We start from the raw sequence: 20,166 nt of genomic DNA, 5'->3' as shown, positions 1-20,166 counted from the left end.
GGCCGCGACCGGCACGGTTCGCCCGGTAGCGAGGTGTCCTGGTGCGGTCGGCCGCAAGGCGCCGAACCGGCCTCGTAGTGGGCCTACTCGGCCGGTACGGCAACGCGGCGGACGGCCGTGCCAGGGCGGCGAGCAGGGAAAACCCTGCCGGGAGCGGCGCTAGTCCACCTTCGGGAAGCTGAACGCGTAGCCCTGGGACTGGAGCCAGGTGAGGGTCTGGTCGAGGGCGGCGACGGTCTGGGAGCGGTCGCCGCCGCCGTCGTGGAAGAGGATCGTGGGGCCGTTGCCGATCTCGTCCTTGACGGTGCCGACGATCGCGTCGACGCCCTTGCGCTTCCAGTCCTCGGTGTCGACGTTCCAGCCGAGCGGGCGCATCCCGTGCTGGGCGGCGAAGGCACGGCTGGCGGGGGTGAAGGCGCCGCCGGGGGCGCGGTAGTAGTACACCCGGGCGCCGCCGGAGGCGTCGTGGATCATGGTGTAGGCGTCCAGGATCTCGGACTGCTGGTAGGCGACCGGCTTCTTGTCCATCTCCTCGTCGTGGTGGACGGTGTGGTCGCACAGCCGGTCGCCGGCGGCCACCACGGCGCGCACGTCGGCCGGGTGGGCCTGGGCCTGCGGGCCGATCATGCAGAACACCGCGTGGGCGTTGTGCTTCTTCAGCACGGCCAGCACCTTCGGCGTCCACACCGGGTCGGGCCCGTCGTCGATGGTGATGTTGACGGCCTTGCCGGGGGCCTCGGCGGCGTGCTGGATCGAGTCGGGCACGACCGGCACCGCCGTGCTGGACGGCGCTCCCGCCGGCTGCCCGGCGGGACTGCCCAGCCGCAGCGACTTGACGTGGGCGACGGCGTCGATGCGGCCGGAACCAGGGGCGACGATCGCGGTGATGACGGCGGTGAGCACCACCACGAGGACCGCGACCGTCACCGCGACGGCGGACGGCGCTCCCGCGAGCCGGCGGCGCCAGGCCGGCGTGCCGTATACGGTGCCGGGCCCTGCTGGCCGCTTCGCTATCCGTCCACGTGCCGTCATCTGCCGTCCCCACTTCCTTGAACATGTGCTTTCGGGCTGGTCAGCCGGTGCTCCCGGCCGCTCACCCCCCGATAGATGCCCCCTCCCGACACCGCGGTTCCGGGTCGGACCGCCCCGTGACAGCTGTTACCGGACGGGGACACGGGAGTCGGGTGAACGGCGCCCGCGGGGGCGGGCGATGGCGCCGTCCGGTACCGACCGGCACCGACCGGGGCGGCCCCGCCCGAAGACGTCAACTGGTGGCCGCCGGGGCCGGGGCGAGGTCGGCGCACCGCCGCAACTGGTCGTAGCGGGAGGTGATCCCGGCCGCCTTGTCGCCGCTCTGCGCCCTCGGTACGCCGTCGCCGCCGACCAGGGCCGGGGTGAACACGGCGCCGGCGACCTTGCCGGCCCGGGTGACGGTGACGGTGGTGACCCCTGTCTCGTCGGAGTGCGGGTAGGGCGAGGTCCCGTACCAGAGGAAGTTGCCGAACCCGTAGGCGACATAGGTGGAGCCGAGCATGCCGGAGCCGAGCATCACGTGGGCGTGGGTGCCGACCACGACGGTGGCGCCGGCGGTGGCCAGGTCGGTGGCGAGCGAGGTCTGGTCGGCGACGGGGCAGCTGCTGCCCTCGACGCCCCAGTGCAGGTAGACGACCACCACGTCGGCATGGGCCCGGGCCGACCGCACGGCGGCCAGCAGCGCGGGCCGGTCCAGCGCGGAGGCTATGCCGGGGGTGTCGGCGCCCGCCCGGTACTTGGCGTTGGTGAGGTCCTCGACCTGGCTGGCGGCCAGCACCGCCAGCCGCACCCCGTTGACCGTCGTGGTGTACGGGCGGAAGGCGGCGGAGGCGTCCGGCCCGATGCCGAGGACCGGTATCGGCGAGGTCTGCTGGGCGGCGAGGGTGTCGGCCAGGCCGACCGGCCCGTAGTCGACGGCGTGGTTGTTGGCCATGGTGACGGCGTCGACGCCGGAGTCGCGCAGGGCGGTGAGCGCGGCCGGGGTGGTGCGGAAGTGGTAGATCTTCGCCTGCGCGGTGCCGCGGGTGGTGATGGCCGACTCCAGGTTGACCATGGAGAAGTCGGCGGCGGCCAGTTGGCTGGAGAGCGGACCGAGCGCGGGCGTCGCGGTGAGCCGGTCGGCGGTGCGGCCGGTGAAGTGCACGTCGCCGGCGAAGGCGAGGGTCGCGGTGCCGGCCGGGCGGGCGCTGCGCGAGGCGGTGGCGGCCCGGCCGGAGGGAGCGGCCGGGGTGGCGGCGTGCGTGGCGGCCTCGGCGGGCCGGCCCCTGACGGCGGCTCGGCCGTCCACCAGGTACAGCACTCCGCCGGCCAGTGCGACGGCGACCGCGGCCAGCGCGGCGGTACGGCGTCTGCGACGCGCCCGGGCCTGGCGGGCAGCGCGGCGCTGAGATCTCGGACCCTCGTTCATGCGACAAACATATGGTCGGCCTTTTGGCTCCATTTCAGAGCCCTCCGGTTTGCCGCCCCGCGGCGCCCACCCCCCACGCCCCGGCCCACCGGAGCCTCCCAACACACCCCGGGACCAACCCCTTTCGGCCGTTCTCCGGGGCCGACCCACGGGAGCCGTTCCACTAACCCCACTAGGGTTATCTTGGGGTCATAGAGGACGCTGACGCGTCCGACGAGGGAGTGTGGCCCGTGCCGAAGATCAACGTCTATCTGCCCGACGACCTGGCCGAAGCGGTCAAGGACACCGGTATCCCGGTGTCCGCCGTGTGCCAGCGGGCCCTGGAGCAGTCCGTGCGCCGGGTGGCCGCCATCCGGCAGGCCGTCCTGGGCGAGCTCGACGGCGAACCGGTCGGCGGGCTCGCCTACTTCACCGACCGGACGCGGACGGTGCTCAGGCTCGCGGTCGACCGGGCGCGGGCCGCGGGCGCACCGGCCACGGGCACCGGCCACCTGCTCGACGCCATGCTCGCCGAGGGCGGCAACCTCGCGCTGCGGGTGCTGGGCGCCATGGAGATCCCGCCGGAGCAGGTCCGCGCGGAGCTGGACCGCCGCCAGGCCGCGAGGGCCGCCGACGCCGCGGCGGACGGACCGGCTTCGGCGGCAGGCGGACCCTCCGGTGGACCGACTGGCAGACCGACCGGCGGACAGGCCGGCGGACAGGCCGGCGGACAGGCCGCCGCGCCCGAGGCCGATCCGCGCCGCCTGGACGCGCGGGCGGCGGCGGCATGCGAACTCGCGGTCACCGAGGCGATCGGTCTCGGCCACAACCACATCGGCTGCGAACACCTGTTGCTCGGCCTGGTGGCCGAGCCCGACGGCGAGGCCGGCGAGGTGCTGCGCGCCCTGGGCGCGGAGCCGAAGCTGGTCCGCCGTGCCGTCACGGCCGCGCTGGCGGGGTTCGTCCACTGGCGGGCCCAGGCCGAACAGGCCGGGCGGCCGGGGCAGCCGGGGCAGGCCGGACAGGCAGGGCAGCCGCGGCAGGAGGGGCAGCCGGCGGCGTTCCCCGAAGCGGCGCGGCAGGCGCTGGCGGCGGCCGTCCGGGAGGAGTTGGAGCCGCTCGTGGCCCGTGTCGGGCGGCTGGAGGAGCGGGTGGGGCTGGCCGCCGAGGGGTGAGCCGCGACGACGTCGCGCCCGGGCCCCCGGTCCGGGCAGGCGCTCCGACGACGGGCGGCGGATGTAACGCTTTCGGGCGCCCCGGCCAAGTAGAGGCGTAAGGCATCACACTTCTGCACCGTCTTGAGGAGTCATCCGTGCAAACGGATCATCCGACAGCCCGACCAACGCGCGACCCGGCCGGGTTCGCCGCGTTCTACGAGCAGCACTTCGACGCCGTGCTCAACTTCGTCACCCGGCGCGTCGACAGCCCGCACCTGGCCGCCGACCTGACCGCGGACGTCTTCGTGGCCGCCCTGGAGAGCGCGCACACCTACGACGCCCGGCGCGGCACACCCGCCGCCTGGATCCACGGGATCTCCCGCAACGTCGTCAACGCCCACTTCAAGGGCCGCGCCCGCGAACGGCAGGCGGAGGCCCGGCTCTCCGGGCGGCGGATGCTGGACGACCAGGACGTCGCCGCCATCGAGGCCCGGATCGACGCCGGCCGCGCCGCCCGGGGGATGGCGGCCGACCACGCCGCGCTGTCCGAGCCGCTGCGCGAGGTGCTCGACCTCGTCGCCGTGGACGGACTGACCGTCCGCGAGGCGGCCCACGCGCTGGGCATCACCGCGACCACCGCCCGGGTGCGGCTGCACCGCGCCCGGAAGGCGCTGCGCAGCGCCGATCAGACCCGTACCGCCACCCGCGAGACCCTTCTGGAGGCCACCCAGTGAACGCCCCCGAGCACTTCCGGCAGCAGCTCGCCGACGAGTTGAACGCCCGCGCGACGGCCATGTCCGCCACCGCCGGCCACCGCGCCGTGGTCCGGCTCCGCACCCCTCGGCGTCCGGTGGCCTACGCCCTCGGTGCCGCCGCGGCCGCCGCGGCCGTGGCGGTCGCCCTGCCGCTGGCCTCCGGCTCGCACAGCACGCGGCAGGCCGCCCCCGAGGCCCGCGGCATCACGGACGTCGCCCCCGGCACGTCGTCCGCGCCCCAGGGCTCCTCGGGCAGCCTGGGCGCCGGCCTCGACATCGTCAACGCCGACTTCACCGTGCGGTCCGAGCCGGGCGGCGCCGTCGCCGTCGAGCTCTTCGACCCCAAGGGCGTCTCCGGGCTGCAGGCCGCGCTGGACGAGGCCGGCATCCCCGCGAAGGTGCTGACGCCGACGGCCTCCTGCCACGCCACGGTCGAGCACGACCCGAGCGGGCAGAGCACCCTCGCGAAGGTGATGCCCCCGGCCGAGAGCCACAGGGGGTCCGACGGGGGCATCCAGCACGTCATCCACCCCAGCGCCATCCCCTCGGGAGACCACCTGCTGTTCGTGGCGCGCTTCGCCCCCGACCAGGTGAGCACGGTCTCCGCCAGCCTGGTTCGCCAGGTGCCCGGCTGCGTCTCCTGACCCGCCGTCGTCCGAAGGCCCGCGGGCGCACCCTTCCCGGGGGTGCCCGCGGGCACGGGCGAGCGCGCACAGGGCGGAGCCCACGGGCCCACCGGCCCTACTCCGCCGCGGTGCCCTCCGCCGCGGTGCCCTCCGCCGCGGTGCCCTCCGCCGCGCCGGACCCCTCCGCCGCGCTGGAGGCGGCGGCACCCTCGGCCACCGCCTGGGCGACCTCGGCGACGCGGGCGGCCTCCTCGGCGGCGAACCGCTCGGCGTCCAGCCGCTCGGCGACCTCCTCGTCCTGGGCCATCAGCAGGTCCAGGTCGGAGTCGCCGAGGTCGAAGACGCCCAGGTCCACGTAGGCCTTCTGGAGCCGCGGCCCCCACAGCCCGATGTCCTTGACGCAGGGCACGATGCGGCCGAAGAGCAGCTTGCGGAACAGCCGCAGGAACTCCGAACGCTCGCTCAGCTCCACCGCCTCGGCCGCCGGGATGCCGAAGTTCTCCAGCACCTCCGCGCCGCGCAGCCGGTTGCGCATCAGGTAGCAGCCCTCGATGACGAACTCCTCGCGCTCGCGCAGTTCGGCGTCCGAGAGCTGCTGGTAGTAGTCGCGCAGCGCCATCCGCCCGAAGGCCACGTGCCGGGCCTCGTCCTGCATCACGTAGGCGAGGATCTGCTTGGGCAGCGGCTTGTCGGTGGTGTCCCGGATCAGCCCGAACGCGGCGAGCGCCAGGCCCTCGATGAGCACCTGCATCCCCAGGTAGGGCATGTCCCAGCGGGAGTCGCGCAGGGTGTCGCCGAGCAGCCCCTGGAGGCTGTCGTTGACCGGGTAGAGCATCCCGACCTTCTCGTGCAGGAACCGGCCGTAGATCTCGGCGTGCCGGGCCTCGTCCATGGTCTGGGTGGCCGAGTAGAACTTCGCGTCCAGGTCCGGCACGGACTCCACGATCCGGGCGGCGCACACCATCGCGCCCTGCTCGCCGTGGAGGAACTGGCTGAAGTTCCAGGCGGCGTAGTGCCGTCGCAGCAGGGCCCGGTCCCGCTCCCCCATCGCGTCCCAGTAGCGGGTCCCGTAGAGGGTCAGCACCTCGTCGGGGGTGCCGAGCGGGTCGTACGGGTCGACGGGCAGGTCCCAGTCGATCCGCCGCACGGAGTCCCACTGCTTGTCCTTGCCCTTCTGGTAGAGGGCGAGCAGCCGGTCACGGCCGTCGTCGTACTCCCACGAGAAGCGGGCCGACCCCCGGGCCGGCACCTGCCAGGTCCACTCCGCGGGCGCCTCGGTGTACAGGCCTTCCGTCGACATCCGCTTCTCCCTCCACGAGGACTTGACGCGCCTTGTTGACACAGAGTCTCATAAGAGGCGTACCCCTGGTAACCCTCGTGCGGCGGAGGCCGGTTCACCCATGGACACTCGTCTCATCGACCGGGAGAGGACGGCCGAGCGGCTCCTGACGGCCTCGGCGAAACACTCCTTCGACCCGGACACGGAACTCGACTGGGAGGCGCCCTTCCAGGAAGGGGCCTGGTTCTGGCCTCCCGAGCTGCTCTCCCTCTACGACACGCCGCTGTGGCGGCGGATGCCGGAGGAGCAGCGGATCGCGCTCTCGCGCCAGGAGGTCGCGTCGCTGTGCGCCTCCGGGGTGTGGTTCGAGACGATCCTGATGCAGCTGCTGCTGCGGCACACCTACGACCTGGACCCGACCAGCGGCCACGTGCGCTACGCGCTCACCGAGATCGCCGACGAGTGCCGGCACTCCAAGATGTTCGCCCGCCTGATCACCACCCTGGAGGCCCCGACGTACGGGCCGAGCAAGGTGGACCACGCGATGGGACGGGTGCTCAAGACGGTCTCCACCACGCCGGGTTCGTTCACCGGGACGCTGCTGGCCGAGGAGATCCTCGACTGGATGCAGCGGCAGACCTTCCAGGACGAGCGTGTGCAGCCGCTGGTGCGCGGGGTGACCCGCATCCACGTGGTCGAGGAGGCGCGGCACATCCGCTACGCCCGCGAGGAGCTGCGCCGCCAGATGGCCAGGGCGCCGCGCTGGGAGCTGGCCCTGACCCGCACCACCTCGGCGCAGGCGGCCCGGGTGATCGCCCGTTCGCTGATCAACCCGAAGGTGTACGCGACGGTCGGCCTCGACCCCGAGGAGGCGGTTGCGGCGGCGCGGCAGAGCCCGCACCGGCGCGACGTGATGCGCCGCTCGGCGAAGCGGCTGATGGACTTCTTCGAGGAGGTCGGCCTGCTGGTCGGGCCGGCCCGCCCGCTGTGGAAGGCGTCCGGGCTGCTCTGAGGAGCCGCCGGGCGACCACCCGGACCGCGTCGACGGCCCTTCCGGCGGCGGCCGTTGGGCGGGGCGGGCCCCTTCCGCGCCGGGCACGCCGGACCGCCACCGCCCCCGCGACGGAGTGGCCGAAAACCGACGGCGGAGCGCGGGCGGTGTTCGAGTGGGAGCGGTGGCGGGAGCGGCGGCAGGGGCGGCGGCGTACGAATTCCGGTGCGGGCGGCCATGAGGGGAATCGCGCCAGGATGTCCGGTTCACCGAAAAGTGCCGGTGTCCCCCATTTACCGTAATGGGCGTGAAATCGGAAAACGCTAGGACCCGTTGGGCGCCGCGGTGAGCACGCGACGGGTGGTCGGCGCGGTGACGGCGGCGGTACTGGCGCTGCTGCTCGCCGTGGCCGGCGGGGCGGGACGGGCGGTGGCGCGCCCCGCGGCGGACGGCGGCTCCGGCCTCCCTTCCGACCTCTCCGGCATCGCCGGCCTCTCCGGCCTCTCCGTGGGCGCCGGCTGCGGCGGCCCGCAGCCGGGCGCGGGCTGCGACGTCCTCGTCCTGCTGTGCGAGGGCGACGGGCTCCTCGTCGACCTGCTCCACGCCGTGCGCGTCCGCCTCGGCACATGCCCCCGCACAGCCCCGCCGAACTCCGCGCCTCCCGCCTCCCCGCCTCCCGCCTCCCCGCCGCCGGGTTCCCGGCCGCCGACGGCGCCCGTGAGCAGCCCACCGGCCGGACCCCCGACGACGGCGCCGACGGCACCGGCCCCGACACGTTCCGACCGGCCGTCACCCCGGCCGTCCGCGCGCCCGTCCGCCCACCCGTCCGGGCCGCGCTCACGCCCGGCCTCCGGCGCGTCCGGCCCCGCGAGCGCCCCGGCGGCCGTCGCGAGCGGCGCCGCCCGGAACACGGCCGGCCCCGCCGTCGCCGCCGGGTCCTTCGTACCGGCGGCCGAACCACCCGTCACCAGCCCGGATTCGAGCGGCACGTGGTGGGGGCTGGTGCTGGTGGCGGTACTGCTCCCGGCGGCCGTCGCGGCCGCGCTCCCCCGCGGCTCGGGCCGCCACCGCTGACTCCGCCGGAGGACGTACCGGCCACCGCCGTCCGCGAGCCCAGCGCGGAACCACCCCATCCCCCGACCGCCCCACCCCTCGTCCGCCGCCTCTCGTCCGCGCCGGGCGATCCCCAGCTGCCCCAAGCGGCCCCGCGACCGTTCCCCCTCCTGGAGTTCCATGGCCATGTACGTCGTGTCGCTGCTGTCCGTCCTCGGCGGCGGCGCCTTCGCGCTCCTCCTCGGCAGGTTCCTCGGCAGCGGACGGCGGGCCGCGGCAGGGGAGTTCACCGGGCAGGCGCAGTCGCTGATCGGCGCGGTGCTGCTCAGCTCGTTCATCCTGCTCACCGGCTTCCAGGTGGCCGGGGCCTGGTCGGCGCTGAGCACCGCCCGCGCGGGCACGTACGACGAGGCCAGGGCGCTGGGCGACGCGTACTTCGCGGCCGGCCTCCTCGCCCCCGCCGACGGCACCGAGGTGCGGCGGCTGCTGCGGGCCTACACCGGGGCGGTGCGCACGGCGGAGTTCCCGGCGCTGGCCCACGGCCGGACCAGCCCCGCCGCCTGGCGGGACCTGGACCGGGTACGTACCGCGGTGGCCGCCGCGCCCGCCGACGGCACCGCGCGGCAGGACGCGAAGGCCGCCGCGCAGACCGCCCTCAACACCGTCTACCAGGCCCGCGTCAACCGGGCCGCGCAGGCCACCGCGCGGATGCCCGAGCCCACCTGGCTGGCGATGCTCGGCACCGGCGGGTTCCTGGTCGCCTTCCCGGCGCTGCTCGGACTCTCGTCCACCGCACGGCAGTTGACGGCACTGTGCTTCGTGGGCGCGGCCGTGGCGTTCGCCATCTGCTTCGCGGGCCAGCTCGACCGGCCGTTCCAGGAGCCGTTCGGGGTGCGCCCGGCCGCGTTCGCTCTGGCCGGTACCCGCTTCGACCAGATGGACGCGGAGTCCGGCGCCGCCGCCGCGGCCGCTCCCCCGCGCTGACGGCCCGGTCAGGCGGCCGCACGGTCAGCACGCACCGTCCGTACGGTCAGCGCGCGCCTGTCCGTACGGTCAGCGCAGCCTCTCGGCGATGCGGGCGAGGAGGGTGCCGCCGGGGCTGTCCCCGGACTCCTGCGCGAGGGCGGCCGCCGCCACCCGGGCCGTCTCCGGATCGCTGGCGGCGGTGGCCAGCAGCAGGGCCGTGAAGTGGTCGACGAGCCAGCCGCTCAGCTCCGGCAGCGGCGGCTGCTTGCCGTCGTCCAGCCACAGCAGCGAGACCGCCTCCACCGAGGCGATCCACGAGCGCACCAGCATCGCCAGCCGGGGCCCGGGCTCGGCCACGCCGAGGTGGCGCAGCACCTGGTCGGCGGCGCGCCGGCGCACCCCGTCCACGATCGCGTCGGTGCGGCTGGTGCCCACCACCCCGCCGCCGCGCAGCAGCGCCCCGTACGCGGCGTCGTGCTCGTCGACGTACGCGAGGTAGCGGTCCAGCGCGCGGCCCAGCCGCTCGGTGGGCACGCCGTCCTCGGGGAGGGTGAACCGGCCGGTCAGCTCCTCGGCGGCGCCCAGCACCGCGGCCTCGTACAACTGCTGCTTGCCGCCGGGGAAGTAGCGGTAGACCAGCGGGCGGGAGACGCCGGCCGCGGCGGCCACGTCCTCCACCGAGACGTCCTCGGGCCTGCGGTGCCCGAAGAGGTCCACCGCGGCGTCGAGCAGCTGCTCGCGGCGCTGCTCGACGCTCATCCGGCGGTAGGCGGGCACCGCGCTGCTGGTCATGCCCGGAAGCCTAGATGACCCGTGCGGGCGGGCCTTCTTCCGGAGCGGCGGGATCGGGGCCTCCGCGGCTTGCGGGCGGCGCGCACGCGCCGGGGGCCGGGAGCGGGGGTGGGCGTGCGAGTCTTGGCGGGTGCGACACGAGGAGACCGAGTTCGTCGGCGGCCCGCTGGACGGCCGCGTGCTGGAGGTCGTCACCGGCCTGACCGGGCAGCCCCCGCTGGACTACCGCGTGCCGGTGCCGGCCCCCGAGGGCGGCCCGGAGACGGTGCACGTCTACCACCGGGAGCCCGGCCGGGGCCGCACCCGCTGGGCGTACGTCCACGACCCGGAGGGCAGCCCGCACCCCGAGCGCCTCAAGTGGCCCTGGTCCCGGCGGCGCTGAACCCGGGGCGCTGGGCGCGGCTCCCGGGTCGGCCCGGGGCGCTGGGCGCGGCTCCCGGGTCGGCCCCGGGCGGCAACGGCACCCGGGCGGGACGCCGACGGCGGGAGGGGCGACCCGCGCGGTGAACACGCGGAGAACCCGTCTGGTCCGGACCATTGACGTTATTGGTCTGGACCTGTTTGCTACCGGGTGACATGTTCACGCCTAACGTCGGTCGACGGAAGGAGCCCCCCCATGTCCACCGCACCGGGTGGCAACGCCCCCGGCAGATCCCCGCGGCGGCCGCGCCGCGCCGTCCTCGCCGTGACGGGCGCCGCCGCGGCCGGAGCCCTCGCCGTCGGCGGCCTCGTCGCCCTCGCCCCGGCCGCCAGCGCGGGCGAGTTCCTCAGCAACGGCGGCTTCGAGAGCGGCAGCCTGTCCGGCTGGACCTGCGACTCCGGCACCGCCGTCGTCTCCGGTCAGGCGCACACCGGCGGCTACGCCCTCCAGGGCACCCCCAGCGGCTCCGCCACCGCCCAGTGCGCGCAGACCGCCACCGTCTCCCCCAACACCACCTACACGCTGACCGCGCAGGTCAAGGGCTCCTACGTCTACCTCGGCGTCAACGGCGGCACCTCCACCTGGACGCCCGGCACGAACGGCTCCTGGGGCGCCCTCAGCGTCTCCTTCACCACCGGCGCGAGCCAGACCTCCGCGACCGTCTACGTCCACGGCTGGTACGGCCAGGCCGCCTACCTCGCCGACGACGTCTCCCTCCAGGGCCCGGGCGGCGGCACCACCACGCCCCCGACGACACCTCCCACCACGCCGCCGACCACCCCGCCGACCACGCCCCCACCACGCCGCCGAGCAGCCCGCCGTCGCAGGGCCTGCCCACCCACGCGCTCGTGGGCTACCTGCACGAGAGCTTCGCCAACGGCTCCGGCTACACGAAGCTCGCCGACGTCCCCGCCGACTGGGACATCATCGACCTGGCCTTCGGCGAGACCGACTCCCCCACCTCCGGGCAGATCCACTTCAACCGCTGCTCCGTCAGCGAGTGCCCGTCCGTGGAGTCCGACGCCGACTTCAAGGCGGCGATCAAGGCCAAGCAGGCCGCGGGCAAGAAGGTGCTGCTGTCCATCGGCGGCGCGGGCGGCGAGGTGCAACTGACCACGACGGCCGCCCGCGACGCGTTCGTCTCCTCGGTGGGCTCGATCATCGACCAGTGGGGCCTGGACGGCATCGACATCGACTTCGAGAACCAGTCGCTCTCGCTCAACACCGGCGACACCGACTTCAGGAACCCGACCACCCCGGCCATCGTCAACCTGATCGCGGCGGTCAAGTCGCTGAAGGCGAAGTACGGCAGCGGCTTCGTGCTCACCATGGCGCCGGAGACGTTCTTCGTCCAGATGGGCTACCAGTACTACGGATCGGGCCCCTACAACGGCCAGGACCCGCGCTGCGGCGCCTACCTGCCGGTGATCTACGCCCTGCGCGACGACCTGACGCTGCTCACCGTCCAGGACTACAACTCCGGGCCGATCATGGGCCTGGACAACCAGTACCACACCATGGGCGGCGCCGACTTCAACATCGCGATGACGGACATGCTGCTCACCGGCTTCCCGGTGGCCGGCAACGCCGCCGAGCAGTTCCCGGCGCTGGCCCCCTCCCAGGTCGCCATCGGCCTGCCCGCCTCCACCGAGGCCGGCAACGGCTACACCTCCCCCGCCCAGGTGGACCAGGCCCTCGACTGCCTGACCAAGGGCAGCAACTGCGGCTCCACCACCACCCACGGCACCTGGCCCGGCCTGCGCGGCCTCATGACCTGGTCCATCAACTGGGACCGCTTCGGCGACTGGGCGTTCTCGCACACCTTCGACAGCTACTTCGGCTGACCCCGGCGCCGCCTCCGGGCGGGCCCCAGGACGCGTACGGCCCGGTTCCGAGGGCGGTGACCGGGCCGTACGCCCATGTCCGCACCCGGTCGGCACCCCGTACCCGCGCCGTACACGCCCGCCTGCCCGTGCGCCCGCGAGCGGCGTGCCGACGGCCCGAGGTGGTCGCGGGGCAGTCCGCATCACCCGTCGGGGTGACCAGATGGGGAGGAATCGCCGACACCCTCTGTCGAAGATATGACTATTTGTGATTGGCTCGCCTGACCGCCAGCTACCCGCCGGTACTCAGGGAGATGAGGGAATGTCAGCGACCCGAAGGCCCGCAGCAGCCCGGCTGCGCCGCCCCGCCCTGGCCTGCGGCACGCTGCTCGCCGCGGCCGCCCTGTCGCTGACCGCGGCCCGGTCCGCGGCCGCCCGGCCCTACGACCCGCCGGCCGCCCCCCAGGTGCCGCTGTCCCAGATGCTCACCCAACTGCACACGGACTACGAGCAGACCGAGGCCGCGACCCAGGCGTACGACCAGGCCAAGGAGACGGCCGACCGGCTGCGCGCCGCCGCCCGCACCGCCGACGCCCGACTGGCCGCCCAGCGGACCGCGGTGGCCGACGCCCGCACCCAGCTCGGCCTGATGGCCAACCAGATGTACCGGGACGGCGGCCTCTCGCCCTACCTGTCGTTCCTCGGGGGCATGAGCCCGCAGGAGTTCTTCGGCAGCCAGCACGTGGCGGCCCAGCTCGTCGGCCAGCAGAAGTCCGTGCTGGCCCGGCTCGCGCACGGCCAGGCCCGCCTCGCGCAGCTCAACACCCAGGCGCAGAAGGCCCTGGACGGCGCCGAGCACGCCCAGAGCACCGCGGCGGCGCGGAAGAAGACCGTCCAGACCCGTCTGGACCAGGTGGAGACCACCCTCGCCGGGCTCACCGGGGTGCAGATCGACCAGCTCCAGGCGCTGGAGCAGGCCGACACCGACAAGGCGCAGAGCGCGTTGATGGACTCCAAGGCCCTCGGCGACGACCCCGCGCTGCGCACCCCCTCCAAGGTCGGCGCCCGGGCCCTGGACTACGCCCTCACCCAGGTCGGCAAGCCCTACCAGTGGGGCGCCCAGGGGCCGGACTCCTTCGACTGCTCCGGGCTGACATCGCAGGCGTGGGCGCACGCCGGGACGGTGATCCCGCGCACCAGCCAGGAGCAGTGGCAGCGGCTGCCGCACGTGCCGCTGGCCCTGCTGCGCCCGGGCGACCTGGTGATCTACTTCAAGGGCGCCACCCACGTCGCGATCTACGCCGGCGACGGCATGGTCGTCGAGGCGCCGCGGCCGGGCGCCGACATCAAGGTCGCGCCCATCGCCGCCAACCCGGTCCTCGGTGCCGTCCGCCCCGACTCGGCGCAGCCGCCCCTGGCCGGCTGGACCGCCCCGGACCTGGGCGCCGACACGGACCAGGGCACGCCGTTCGGCATGCCGGCCACCGGCGCGCAGGGCGTCAAGGAGTAGCCCACCGCCCGCCTTCCGGCCCCGCGCCGGCCCCGGGGCGGCCCGGGCCGGCGCGCGGCTGTCCGCCGGGCCGGAGCCGCCCCTCACGGAGCCGGCGCCTGGTCCGGCTCCGCGCGGGGGGTGGGGACCCGCGCGGCGTCGGGGCCTTCGGCCCGCAGCCGGTCCAGGTAGGCGGCGGCCCGCTCGGGCTCGAAGAACCACTCCTCGAAGTCCGCGGGGTCGTTGAAGCCGCCCGCGAACCGGTCGGCGACGGGCGGCAGTTCGCTCGCCGCGCCGATCAGCCCGAGCACGTGCTCCGGTGGCGGCGCGAGCATCGCGTTGGTCCACTTCACCGACGGCTCGGCCACCGCCCAGTACGCGTCGAACGCGCTCTGCATCCACTCCCGGTCGAAGGGCAGGTCCCCGCGGTCCGTGATCGCCCGCAGGTAGACGTCGGCGCAGCGGGCCGCGTTGTTGGAACCCTGCCCGGTGACGGGGTCGTTGGCGACGACCACGTCGGCGACCCCCAGCGCGAGACCGCCGGAGGGCAGCTCCGCGACCGGGCGGCGCACCACCGGGGCGTACCGTCCGGAGAGGGTCCCGCCGGCGTCGGTGAGCTCGACGCGGGCCGCGCGGGCGTGCTCCCAGGGCACGTACCGGGCCATCAGCTCCAGGGTGAGCCGCAGGTGCTCGCCGGGGTCCCGGACGCTCTGGAAGACGTCGGCGGGGCCGCCCGGCAGGGCCTCCCAGAAGAGGATGTCGCAGGGCCCGGAGGTGGTGAGTGCCGGTATGACGAACAGCTCGCCGACACCCGGCACCAGGTTGCAGCGCACCGCCGCCAGGTCCGGGTGCTCCGGCCGCGGCTCCAGACCGTGCACGTAGGCGACGGCCAGCGCCCGCTGCGGCGCGGTGTAGGGCGAGCGCGTCACGCTCCGGCCGAAGGCGGAGACGAGGTCGCCCTTGCCGGCCGCCACCAGGCACAGGTCGTAGGCGCGGGAGAACCAGTCGAGGTCGGAGACGGCGACGGCGTGCACGACGACCCGGCCGCCGCGTTCGGCGAACGCCTCCAGCCAGCCGGCCATCTTCAGCCGCTGGTCCACCGACTGGGCGACGCCCTCCAGCCGCCCCAGCCAGTCCACCGCCCGGGTGCCGTCCGGCGCGGTCACCGACACCCCCAGGCCGCCGACCTCGGGGGCCTGCGACGCCCAGAAGTCCAGGCCGAGGCCGCGCTCCACGGCCAGCGCGGAGGCGAACATGCACTGGGTCGACATCACCCGGCCGGCGCGTATCTCCTCGGCGGTCCGGCTGGTCATGACGGTGACGTCGTAGCCGCGGGCCTGGAGGCCCAGGGCGAGTTGCAGGCCGGCCTGGCCGGCTCCGACGATCAGGATGCTTCGCATCGCGGCTCGCTCGCTTCTTCGGTCGTCGACGGGCAGGACACGCCGGGAACCGGCCGCTGCCGGCCCGGGCGGCCGTCCCGTTCGGCGTGCCCGGTCCCGGCGGCGGACGGCCGGCGGAGGCGCACGTACACCGGTGTTACAGGGGCTGCTCGGCCAGGGCGTGGGTGACCAGCGCGAGCAGGGCGTCCACCACGGAGTGCCGCTCCCGCGCGTCGATGACCAGCACCGGGATGTGGCCGGGAACGGCGAGCGCGTCACGGACGTCGTCCGGACTGTACTCGGCCGTGCCCTCGAACTGGTTGACGGCGACAGCGTAGGGCAGGCCGCTGCTCTCGAAGTAGTCGAGTGCCGGGAAGCAGTCCGCCAGCCGCCGGGTGTCGGCGAGCACCACCGCGCCGATCGCGCCGCGCACCAGGTCGTCCCACATGAACCAGAACCGCTGCTGCCCCGGGGTGCCGAACACGTAGAGGACCAGGTCCCGTTCGAGGGTGATCCGGCCGAAGTCCATCGCCACGGTGGTGGTGGTCTTGTCCGGGATCGCGGCGAGGTCGTCGAGCGCCTCGCTGGCCTGGGTCATCACCGCCTCCGTGGTGAGCGGAGCGATCTCGGAGATGGCGCCGACGAAGGTGGTCTTGCCGACGCCGAAGCCGCCGGCCACCACGATCTTCGTGGAGACCGGCGCGCGGCCGCGGGCCGTCTGCCAGTCCTGCAGGCCCTCCTGCTGGTCAAAGCCTGCGAAGTCCACTGAGCACCCTTTCGAGCAGCGCGCGGTCGGGGCCGCCGGGCCCTTGCCCGGTCCCGTACACGCGAATCCTTCCCTGGTCGGCCAGGTCGCTGATCAGGACCCGGACGACTCCGAGCGGTATCCGCAGCAGTGCGGAGATCTCGGCCACCGACCGCATCCTGCGGCACAGTTCGACGATCGCCTGCAACTCGGGGACCACTCGCTCCACCCAACCGCCCCTGGCAAGAGCGGCTTGGTCGTCCGGCCGATCGATCGTAGCCACGAAAGTCTCGACCAGCAGCACGTGTCCGAATCGTGTGCGCCCTCCGGTGAGGACGTAGGGCCGGACCCTGGCGGTCCGGCGATCCGCCACCGGGCGCTGCGGGAACGGTGGTGCCACGGGTACCGCCCGCATCAACGGCCACGCTCCGGGGTGACGGTGCCGTTCTCCATCGCGTTCCGCAACTCGCCCCGGATCGCGGGGGTGAGCGCGTGGCCGGCCCGGCCGACGAAGCGGGCCATGTTGTAGGCGACCACGCTCAGGTCGCAGTCGGCGGCGGCGTGGACGCCCAGCAGCGAGCCGTCGCTGATCGACATGACGGCGAGCACCCCGCCGTCCATCGCGACGGTGGTCTGCCGTACGGCGCCGCCGTCCATCAGCCGCGCCGCCCCCACGGTGAGCGAGGCCAGGCCGGAGACCACGGCGGCCAGGTCCATCCGCGGACCGTCACCCTGGCCCGCCGGGTCCCTGGCCGGGACCGGGTCCGGCTGCGAACTCAGCAGCGGCAGGCCGTCGGAGGAGACCACGGCGACCGAGCGGACGCCGGGCACCTCCTCCACGAAGTCCTCCAGCAGCCACTGGAGGCCGCTCGCCTCGCTGCTCAGTACGGAACTGTGTGTGCTGGCCGCGTTCAACGGTTCGCCTCCTCGGCGGTGTCTCCGGGACGGGTCGTCCCCCGGTGCCGGCCGCCGGGCTCCGCGCCCCGCGCCGTTTCCAACGTCCGTCCCTCTCCCGACGGTTGGGCCGGGACGGGTGCCTGCTGCTGCCCCGGGGCCGGGACTTGGGACGGGGCCTGGGCCGGGCCCCGGGCGGGCGCGGTGTCCCGCCGGGGCAGGCCGTCGCGCTCCGGCGCGGCGGACGGCACCAGCGAGGACGCGATCGCGCCGGGCGCGGGCGGCGCGGGTGAGGCGGGCGGCGCGGGTACGGCCGCGACCGGCTCGGGCGAGCCGCCGGCCCTGGCCGCACCGGGGCGCCGCTCGCGGGGCCCGGCCTCGCCGCGGGCCTCCAGCTCCGCGTCGCGGCGTCCCTCGACCAATCCCCTCTGGAGGCCCACCAGTTGGCGGCGCAGGCCGTTCGCGTCCACCGGGCCGGCGCGACGCGACGCGGCCGCCTCGGGGCGGTCGGCGTGCATCCCGGTGGCCTGGCGCACCCGGCGCGGCAGCGCGTCCGGCTCCGGCCGCGCCCGCGCGTGCTCGGCGGGCGCGGCGGGGACGGCGGGCGCAGCGGGGACGGCGTACCCGGCGGGCACCGCGGGGGCGATCGGATTCGGCGGGGCCCCCGTCCCGGCCGCGGGGGCATCGGTTCGGCGTGCCGGGGCGGCTCCGGGCCACGGGTGCCGAGGGCGGCGCCGGGTCGGCGGGGGCCGGCTCGGCGGGAACCGCCGGGTACGCCTGCCACAGCGTGGAAGGGGCCACAGGGGACGAGGCGGGGGCCTGGAAGGGCGCGGGCGGCGGCAGTTGGTCCTCGACCCGGCCCTGGCCCGGGAGGCGGGCCGCGAGGTGGCTCGGGGGCAGCCCCGGCGCCTGCTGCCAGGCCGCCTCCTGGAGCCGCTCCGGGGCGGAGGAGGCGTCGCCCGGGGCGGGCGCCACGGAGGTGAGCGGGTCGAGGTGGAGCACCAGCACCTGCGGCAGCACCACCACGGCGAGGGTGCCGCCGGTCGGCTGAGGCCGCAACTCGACCCGTACGCCGTGCCGGTGGGCCAGCCGGGACACCACGTAGAGGCCGATCCCGGCCGCCCCGCCGGGCGGCGCCGGGTCGGGGTCCGCGAGCATCACGTTGAGCTCGGCGGCGCGCTCCATGGACAGGCCGATGCCGGAGTCCTCGACGGACAGCGCCACCTCGCCGCTGTCCAGCACCCACCCGGCGAGGTGGATGTCGGCGGTGGCCGCGGAGAACGCGGAGGCGTTGTCGAGGAGTTCGGCCACCAGGTGGCTGACGTCGTCGGCTGCCCGGCCGGCCACCCGCGCCTCGGGCACCGAGGTGATCCGCACCCGGTCGTACCGCTCGGCCTCCGACATGGCGGCGCGGGCCACGTCGATCAGCGGCACCGGCCGGGCGCTGGCGCCGTGGCTGTGCTCGGTTCCGGTGAGCACCAGGAGGTTCTCGCTGTTGCGGCGCATCCGGGCTGCGAAGTGGTCCAGCCGGAAGAGGTCGGCCAGCCGTCCCGGCTCCTGCTCGTGCTCCTCCAGCTCCTCGATCAGGACGAGTTGGCGCTCGACCAGGCCGAGGGTGCGCAACGACAGGTTGACGTGTGCGGCGTGGACGGAGGAGCGCGCCAGCACCTCGCCGAGCCGTGCCGCCAGCTCCTCCCGGGAGCGCATCAGGTCGTCGCGGGTGCGCAGGAGTTCGGCGCGCGAGCGCAGTACCGCCTGGTGCTCGGCGGCCAGGGCGGCGTGCGCGGCCGACGCCGTCGCCCGCGCCGTTCCGAGGTCCTGGAGCCGGCCGCGCAGGGAGCGCGTCTCCTGCGCGAGGGTGGTGATCCGCCGGGCCACCGCGGCGAACTCGTCACAGCCGGTGGCCCTGGGGGCCTGCCCGCTGCCGGGCTCGGCCAGCGCCCAGCGGTGCAGGGCGGCCAGCGGCCGGGCGATGCCGCGGATCACCGTGCCCAGCACCCCGGCGAGCAGCAGCAGGCACAACCCGACGAGGGCGCAGCGCAGTTCGAGGACGCTGACGGCGTGGGAGCGGTGCCCCGCCGCGGCGTCCGCCTCCTCGGCGGCCGAGGCCGTCTCGACGGACCGCATGAGGTCCAGCCGGGCGGTGAGCGCCGCCCCGGCCCGCTCGGCGCCCAGGGCCCGGCCGTCCGGGCCGAGCGCGGGCCGGCCAGCAGGGCGGCCGTGTCGCGTTCGGCCTCGGTGGCGGCGGCACCGGCGACGGTGCGGTCGTAGCGGGCGACGAGGGCCGGCGGGGCGGCGGCCCGGAAGTCGGCGAGGCCGGCCTGCTCCTGGGCACGTGCGGCCCGCGCCTCGGCCACCAGCACCGGCTGCCCGCCCTCGCCGGTCAGGGCGGCGACGAGCAGGGCGTGCTCAAGGGACGCCGCGTCGACGGCCCGGCTGAGCGGGGCGGTGCCGGAGCCGGCGGCGCGCAGCAGGGCGTCGTCCAGGCGCTGGTAGGCGGTCAGGGCGTGCTGCGGGTCCCCGGCGGCCAGAGCGGTGCGCCGGGCGGCGGACAGGCCTGCCAGGGCGGTGCGCAGCGCGGTGGGGGCGGACCGGACGGCGGCGGCGAGCGCCTGGTCGGTACGGGTCAGGTCGGCGGCGGGCAGGACGGCGCGGCCCGCGGCGGCCGAGACGGCGGCGGCGTCCCGCTCGTCGGCGACGGCGTGCGCCAGGACGGTGGTCCGGACGGCGAGGTGCGCGGCGTCCACCCGGTCCTGGGCCGCGGACAGGTCGCCGGCCGCCAGAGCGACGCCGGGCGCCCCGGCGGCCAGCAGGGCGGCGGAGCAGGCCAGCAGGGCGGCCAGCATGCGCTGCCTGACCCGCCGTTCGCGGCGCCTGGGACGTCGTTCACGCAACGTGGGGGCTCGCCTTCCGGTCTCGCGGTGGGGTCCCGGTCGGTGCCGGGCAGGGTGCGACGGTGCGCATGGAGCCCTCCGACCCTTGCAGCCCTGGTGGGGAAGGGGCCAGGCGTCCTCCCTTCGGACACCCGAACGAGTGAATCCCCAGAGGGCGTTGACCGGCCGCTTCTGCCGCGGTCATCCTCAACCACGCGTCCAGCCAGCCGTCCTGGCACTCGTCCAGCCGCCGGCCTGCCGCGCACCTGCCACCCGTGGACACCCACCCCGGCCGCCCTCGCGCCGCCGCCGAAGCCTTCGGCGCGAACCGTCCCCGGCGTGAACCGTCCCCGGCGTGAGCGCTCCCGGCGCGAATGGCCCCGACGCGCGCGGGCGCTCGGCGGCTGCCGCGCGCTGGGGTGTGGCGGAGCGCGGCGGGCGGGGCCGGTCCGGGGCCGGGCTGCGGCTGCGGCTGCGGCTGCGGCTGCGGCTGCGGCTGCGGCT

General features: G+C 75.4%; 17 protein-coding genes and 1 pseudogene. 9 read left to right on the top strand and 9 right to left on the bottom strand.

Translation table 11 applies throughout. The features are described 5' to 3' along the window. Positions 1-159 precede the first annotated feature (159 nt). Together BS72_RS22865 and BS72_RS22860 are read right to left on the bottom strand one after the other, a co-directional pair. The gene (locus BS72_RS22865; RefSeq protein ID WP_078901563.1) at positions 160-1,032 is read right to left on the bottom strand and encodes a polysaccharide deacetylase family protein; all 873 of its coding nucleotides are present in this window, start codon (positions 1,030-1,032) and stop codon (positions 160-162) included. Between the two features lie 232 nt (positions 1,033-1,264). Then, complete coding sequence (locus BS72_RS22860; protein ID WP_051951495.1) at positions 1,265-2,440, bottom strand: CapA family protein; 1,176 nt, start codon at positions 2,438-2,440, stop codon at positions 1,265-1,267. Positions 2,441-2,670: 230 nt separating this feature from the next. Here BS72_RS22860 and BS72_RS22855 point away from each other — a divergent pair, with 230 nt between their 5' ends. From BS72_RS22855 to BS72_RS22845, 3 genes are all read left to right on the top strand, one after another. Then, positions 2,671-3,594, top strand: a complete 924-nt coding sequence (locus BS72_RS22855) for a Clp protease N-terminal domain-containing protein (protein WP_037917235.1) — start codon at positions 2,671-2,673, stop codon at positions 3,592-3,594. Positions 3,595-3,731: 137 nt separating this feature from the next. Beyond that, a complete protein-coding gene (locus tag BS72_RS22850) occupies positions 3,732-4,310 on the top strand; it encodes an RNA polymerase sigma factor (protein WP_051951493.1) in 579 nt (192 codons plus the stop codon). Further along, the gene (locus BS72_RS22845) at positions 4,307-4,975 is read left to right on the top strand and encodes a hypothetical protein (protein WP_037913138.1); all 669 of its coding nucleotides are present in this window, start codon (positions 4,307-4,309) and stop codon (positions 4,973-4,975) included. Before BS72_RS22850 ends, BS72_RS22845 begins: the two co-directional genes overlap by 4 nt. A gap of 97 nt (positions 4,976-5,072) precedes the next feature. Here BS72_RS22845 and BS72_RS22840 read toward each other — a convergent pair whose 3' ends face one another. After that, positions 5,073-6,257: a ferritin-like domain-containing protein gene (locus BS72_RS22840; RefSeq protein WP_037913137.1), complete on the bottom strand. Its 1,185-nt coding sequence runs from the start codon at positions 6,255-6,257 to the stop codon at positions 5,073-5,075. 100 nt (positions 6,258-6,357) lie between these two features. Between BS72_RS22840 and BS72_RS22835 the strand changes: the two genes are divergently transcribed. The 3 genes from BS72_RS22835 (at position 6,358) to BS72_RS22825 (ending at position 9,264) form a co-directional block, all read left to right on the top strand. After that, entirely contained in the window at positions 6,358-7,248 is an 891-nt protein-coding gene (locus tag BS72_RS22835; RefSeq protein WP_037913135.1) for an AurF N-oxygenase family protein, read from the top strand. Positions 7,249-7,572: 324 nt separating this feature from the next. After that, on the top strand, positions 7,573-8,301 hold the full coding sequence (locus BS72_RS22830; protein ID WP_157856307.1) for a hypothetical protein: 729 nt from the start codon (positions 7,573-7,575) through the stop codon (positions 8,299-8,301). A 159-nt stretch (positions 8,302-8,460) separates the two neighbouring features. Then, complete coding sequence (locus tag BS72_RS22825; protein WP_232792503.1) at positions 8,461-9,264, top strand: bestrophin-like domain; 804 nt, start codon at positions 8,461-8,463, stop codon at positions 9,262-9,264. 69 nt (positions 9,265-9,333) lie between these two features. Here the strand turns inward: BS72_RS22825 and BS72_RS22820 are convergent, their stop codons facing one another. After that, positions 9,334-10,038 (bottom strand): TetR/AcrR family transcriptional regulator, encoded by a 705-nt coding sequence (locus BS72_RS22820; protein ID WP_037913129.1) that lies wholly within the window; start codon positions 10,036-10,038, stop codon positions 9,334-9,336. Between the two features lie 130 nt (positions 10,039-10,168). Between BS72_RS22820 and BS72_RS22815 the strand changes: the two genes are divergently transcribed. From BS72_RS22815 to BS72_RS22805, 3 genes and pseudogenes are all read left to right on the top strand, one after another. Next, positions 10,169-10,420, top strand: a complete 252-nt coding sequence (locus BS72_RS22815; protein ID WP_037913127.1) for a hypothetical protein — start codon at positions 10,169-10,171, stop codon at positions 10,418-10,420. Positions 10,421-10,654: 234 nt separating this feature from the next. After that, a pseudogene (locus BS72_RS22810) lies at positions 10,655-12,303 on the top strand (chitinase). Positions 12,304-12,604: 301 nt separating this feature from the next. Then, positions 12,605-13,792, top strand: a complete 1,188-nt coding sequence (locus BS72_RS22805; RefSeq protein ID WP_063836125.1) for a C40 family peptidase — start codon at positions 12,605-12,607, stop codon at positions 13,790-13,792. Between the two features lie 83 nt (positions 13,793-13,875). Here the strand turns inward: BS72_RS22805 and BS72_RS22800 are convergent, their stop codons facing one another. From BS72_RS22800 to BS72_RS38610, 5 genes are all read right to left on the bottom strand, one after another. Continuing rightward, a complete protein-coding gene (locus BS72_RS22800; RefSeq protein ID WP_051951491.1) occupies positions 13,876-15,171 on the bottom strand; it encodes a styrene monooxygenase/indole monooxygenase family protein in 1,296 nt (431 codons plus the stop codon). A gap of 136 nt (positions 15,172-15,307) precedes the next feature. Beyond that, the gene (locus BS72_RS22795; RefSeq protein ID WP_037913124.1) at positions 15,308-15,916 is read right to left on the bottom strand and encodes a GTP-binding protein; all 609 of its coding nucleotides are present in this window, start codon (positions 15,914-15,916) and stop codon (positions 15,308-15,310) included. Then, entirely contained in the window at positions 15,897-16,310 is a 414-nt protein-coding gene (locus BS72_RS22790; protein ID WP_037913121.1) for a DUF742 domain-containing protein, read from the bottom strand. The genes BS72_RS22795 and BS72_RS22790 overlap by 20 nt, the downstream gene beginning before the upstream one ends. Then, complete coding sequence (locus tag BS72_RS22785; RefSeq protein WP_232792659.1) at positions 16,310-18,193, bottom strand: roadblock/LC7 domain-containing protein; 1,884 nt, start codon at positions 18,191-18,193, stop codon at positions 16,310-16,312. Before BS72_RS22785 ends, BS72_RS22790 begins: the two co-directional genes overlap by 1 nt. Positions 18,194-18,771: 578 nt before the next feature. After that, positions 18,772-19,683, bottom strand: coding sequence for a nitrate- and nitrite sensing domain-containing protein (locus BS72_RS38610; protein WP_157856306.1), 912 nt, complete (start codon positions 19,681-19,683; stop codon positions 18,772-18,774). Positions 19,684-20,166: the final 483 nt, after the last annotated feature.

Source organism: Actinacidiphila yeochonensis CN732 (genome assembly GCF_000745345.1).
Lineage (GTDB): Bacteria > Actinomycetota > Actinomycetes > Streptomycetales > Streptomycetaceae > Actinacidiphila > Actinacidiphila yeochonensis.
The sequence above is the reverse complement of the archived record's forward strand: the minus strand, read 5'-3'. Positions and strand labels throughout refer to the sequence as shown.

Coding starts and splice junctions, on each gene's coding strand:
- BS72_RS22820 (WP_037913129.1), bottom strand. CDS start 10,038: ATGACCAGCAGCGCGGTGCCCGCCTACCGCCGGATGAGCGTCGAGCAG.
- BS72_RS22790 (WP_037913121.1), bottom strand. CDS start 16,310: ATGCGGGCGGTACCCGTGGCACCACCGTTCCCGCAGCGCCCGGTGGCG.
- BS72_RS22785 (WP_232792659.1), bottom strand. CDS start 18,193: ATGTCGGAGGCCGAGCGGTACGACCGGGTGCGGATCACCTCGGTGCCC.
- BS72_RS22835 (WP_037913135.1), top strand. CDS start 6,358: ATGGACACTCGTCTCATCGACCGGGAGAGGACGGCCGAGCGGCTCCTG.
- BS72_RS22825 (WP_232792503.1), top strand. CDS start 8,461: ATGGCCATGTACGTCGTGTCGCTGCTGTCCGTCCTCGGCGGCGGCGCC.
- BS72_RS22860 (WP_051951495.1), bottom strand. CDS start 2,440: ATGAACGAGGGTCCGAGATCTCAGCGCCGCGCTGCCCGCCAGGCCCGG.
- BS72_RS22840 (WP_037913137.1), bottom strand. CDS start 6,257: ATGTCGACGGAAGGCCTGTACACCGAGGCGCCCGCGGAGTGGACCTGG.
- BS72_RS22865 (WP_078901563.1), bottom strand. CDS start 1,032: ATGACGGCACGTGGACGGATAGCGAAGCGGCCAGCAGGGCCCGGCACC.
- BS72_RS22800 (WP_051951491.1), bottom strand. CDS start 15,171: ATGCGAAGCATCCTGATCGTCGGAGCCGGCCAGGCCGGCCTGCAACTC.
- BS72_RS22805 (WP_063836125.1), top strand. CDS start 12,605: ATGTCAGCGACCCGAAGGCCCGCAGCAGCCCGGCTGCGCCGCCCCGCC.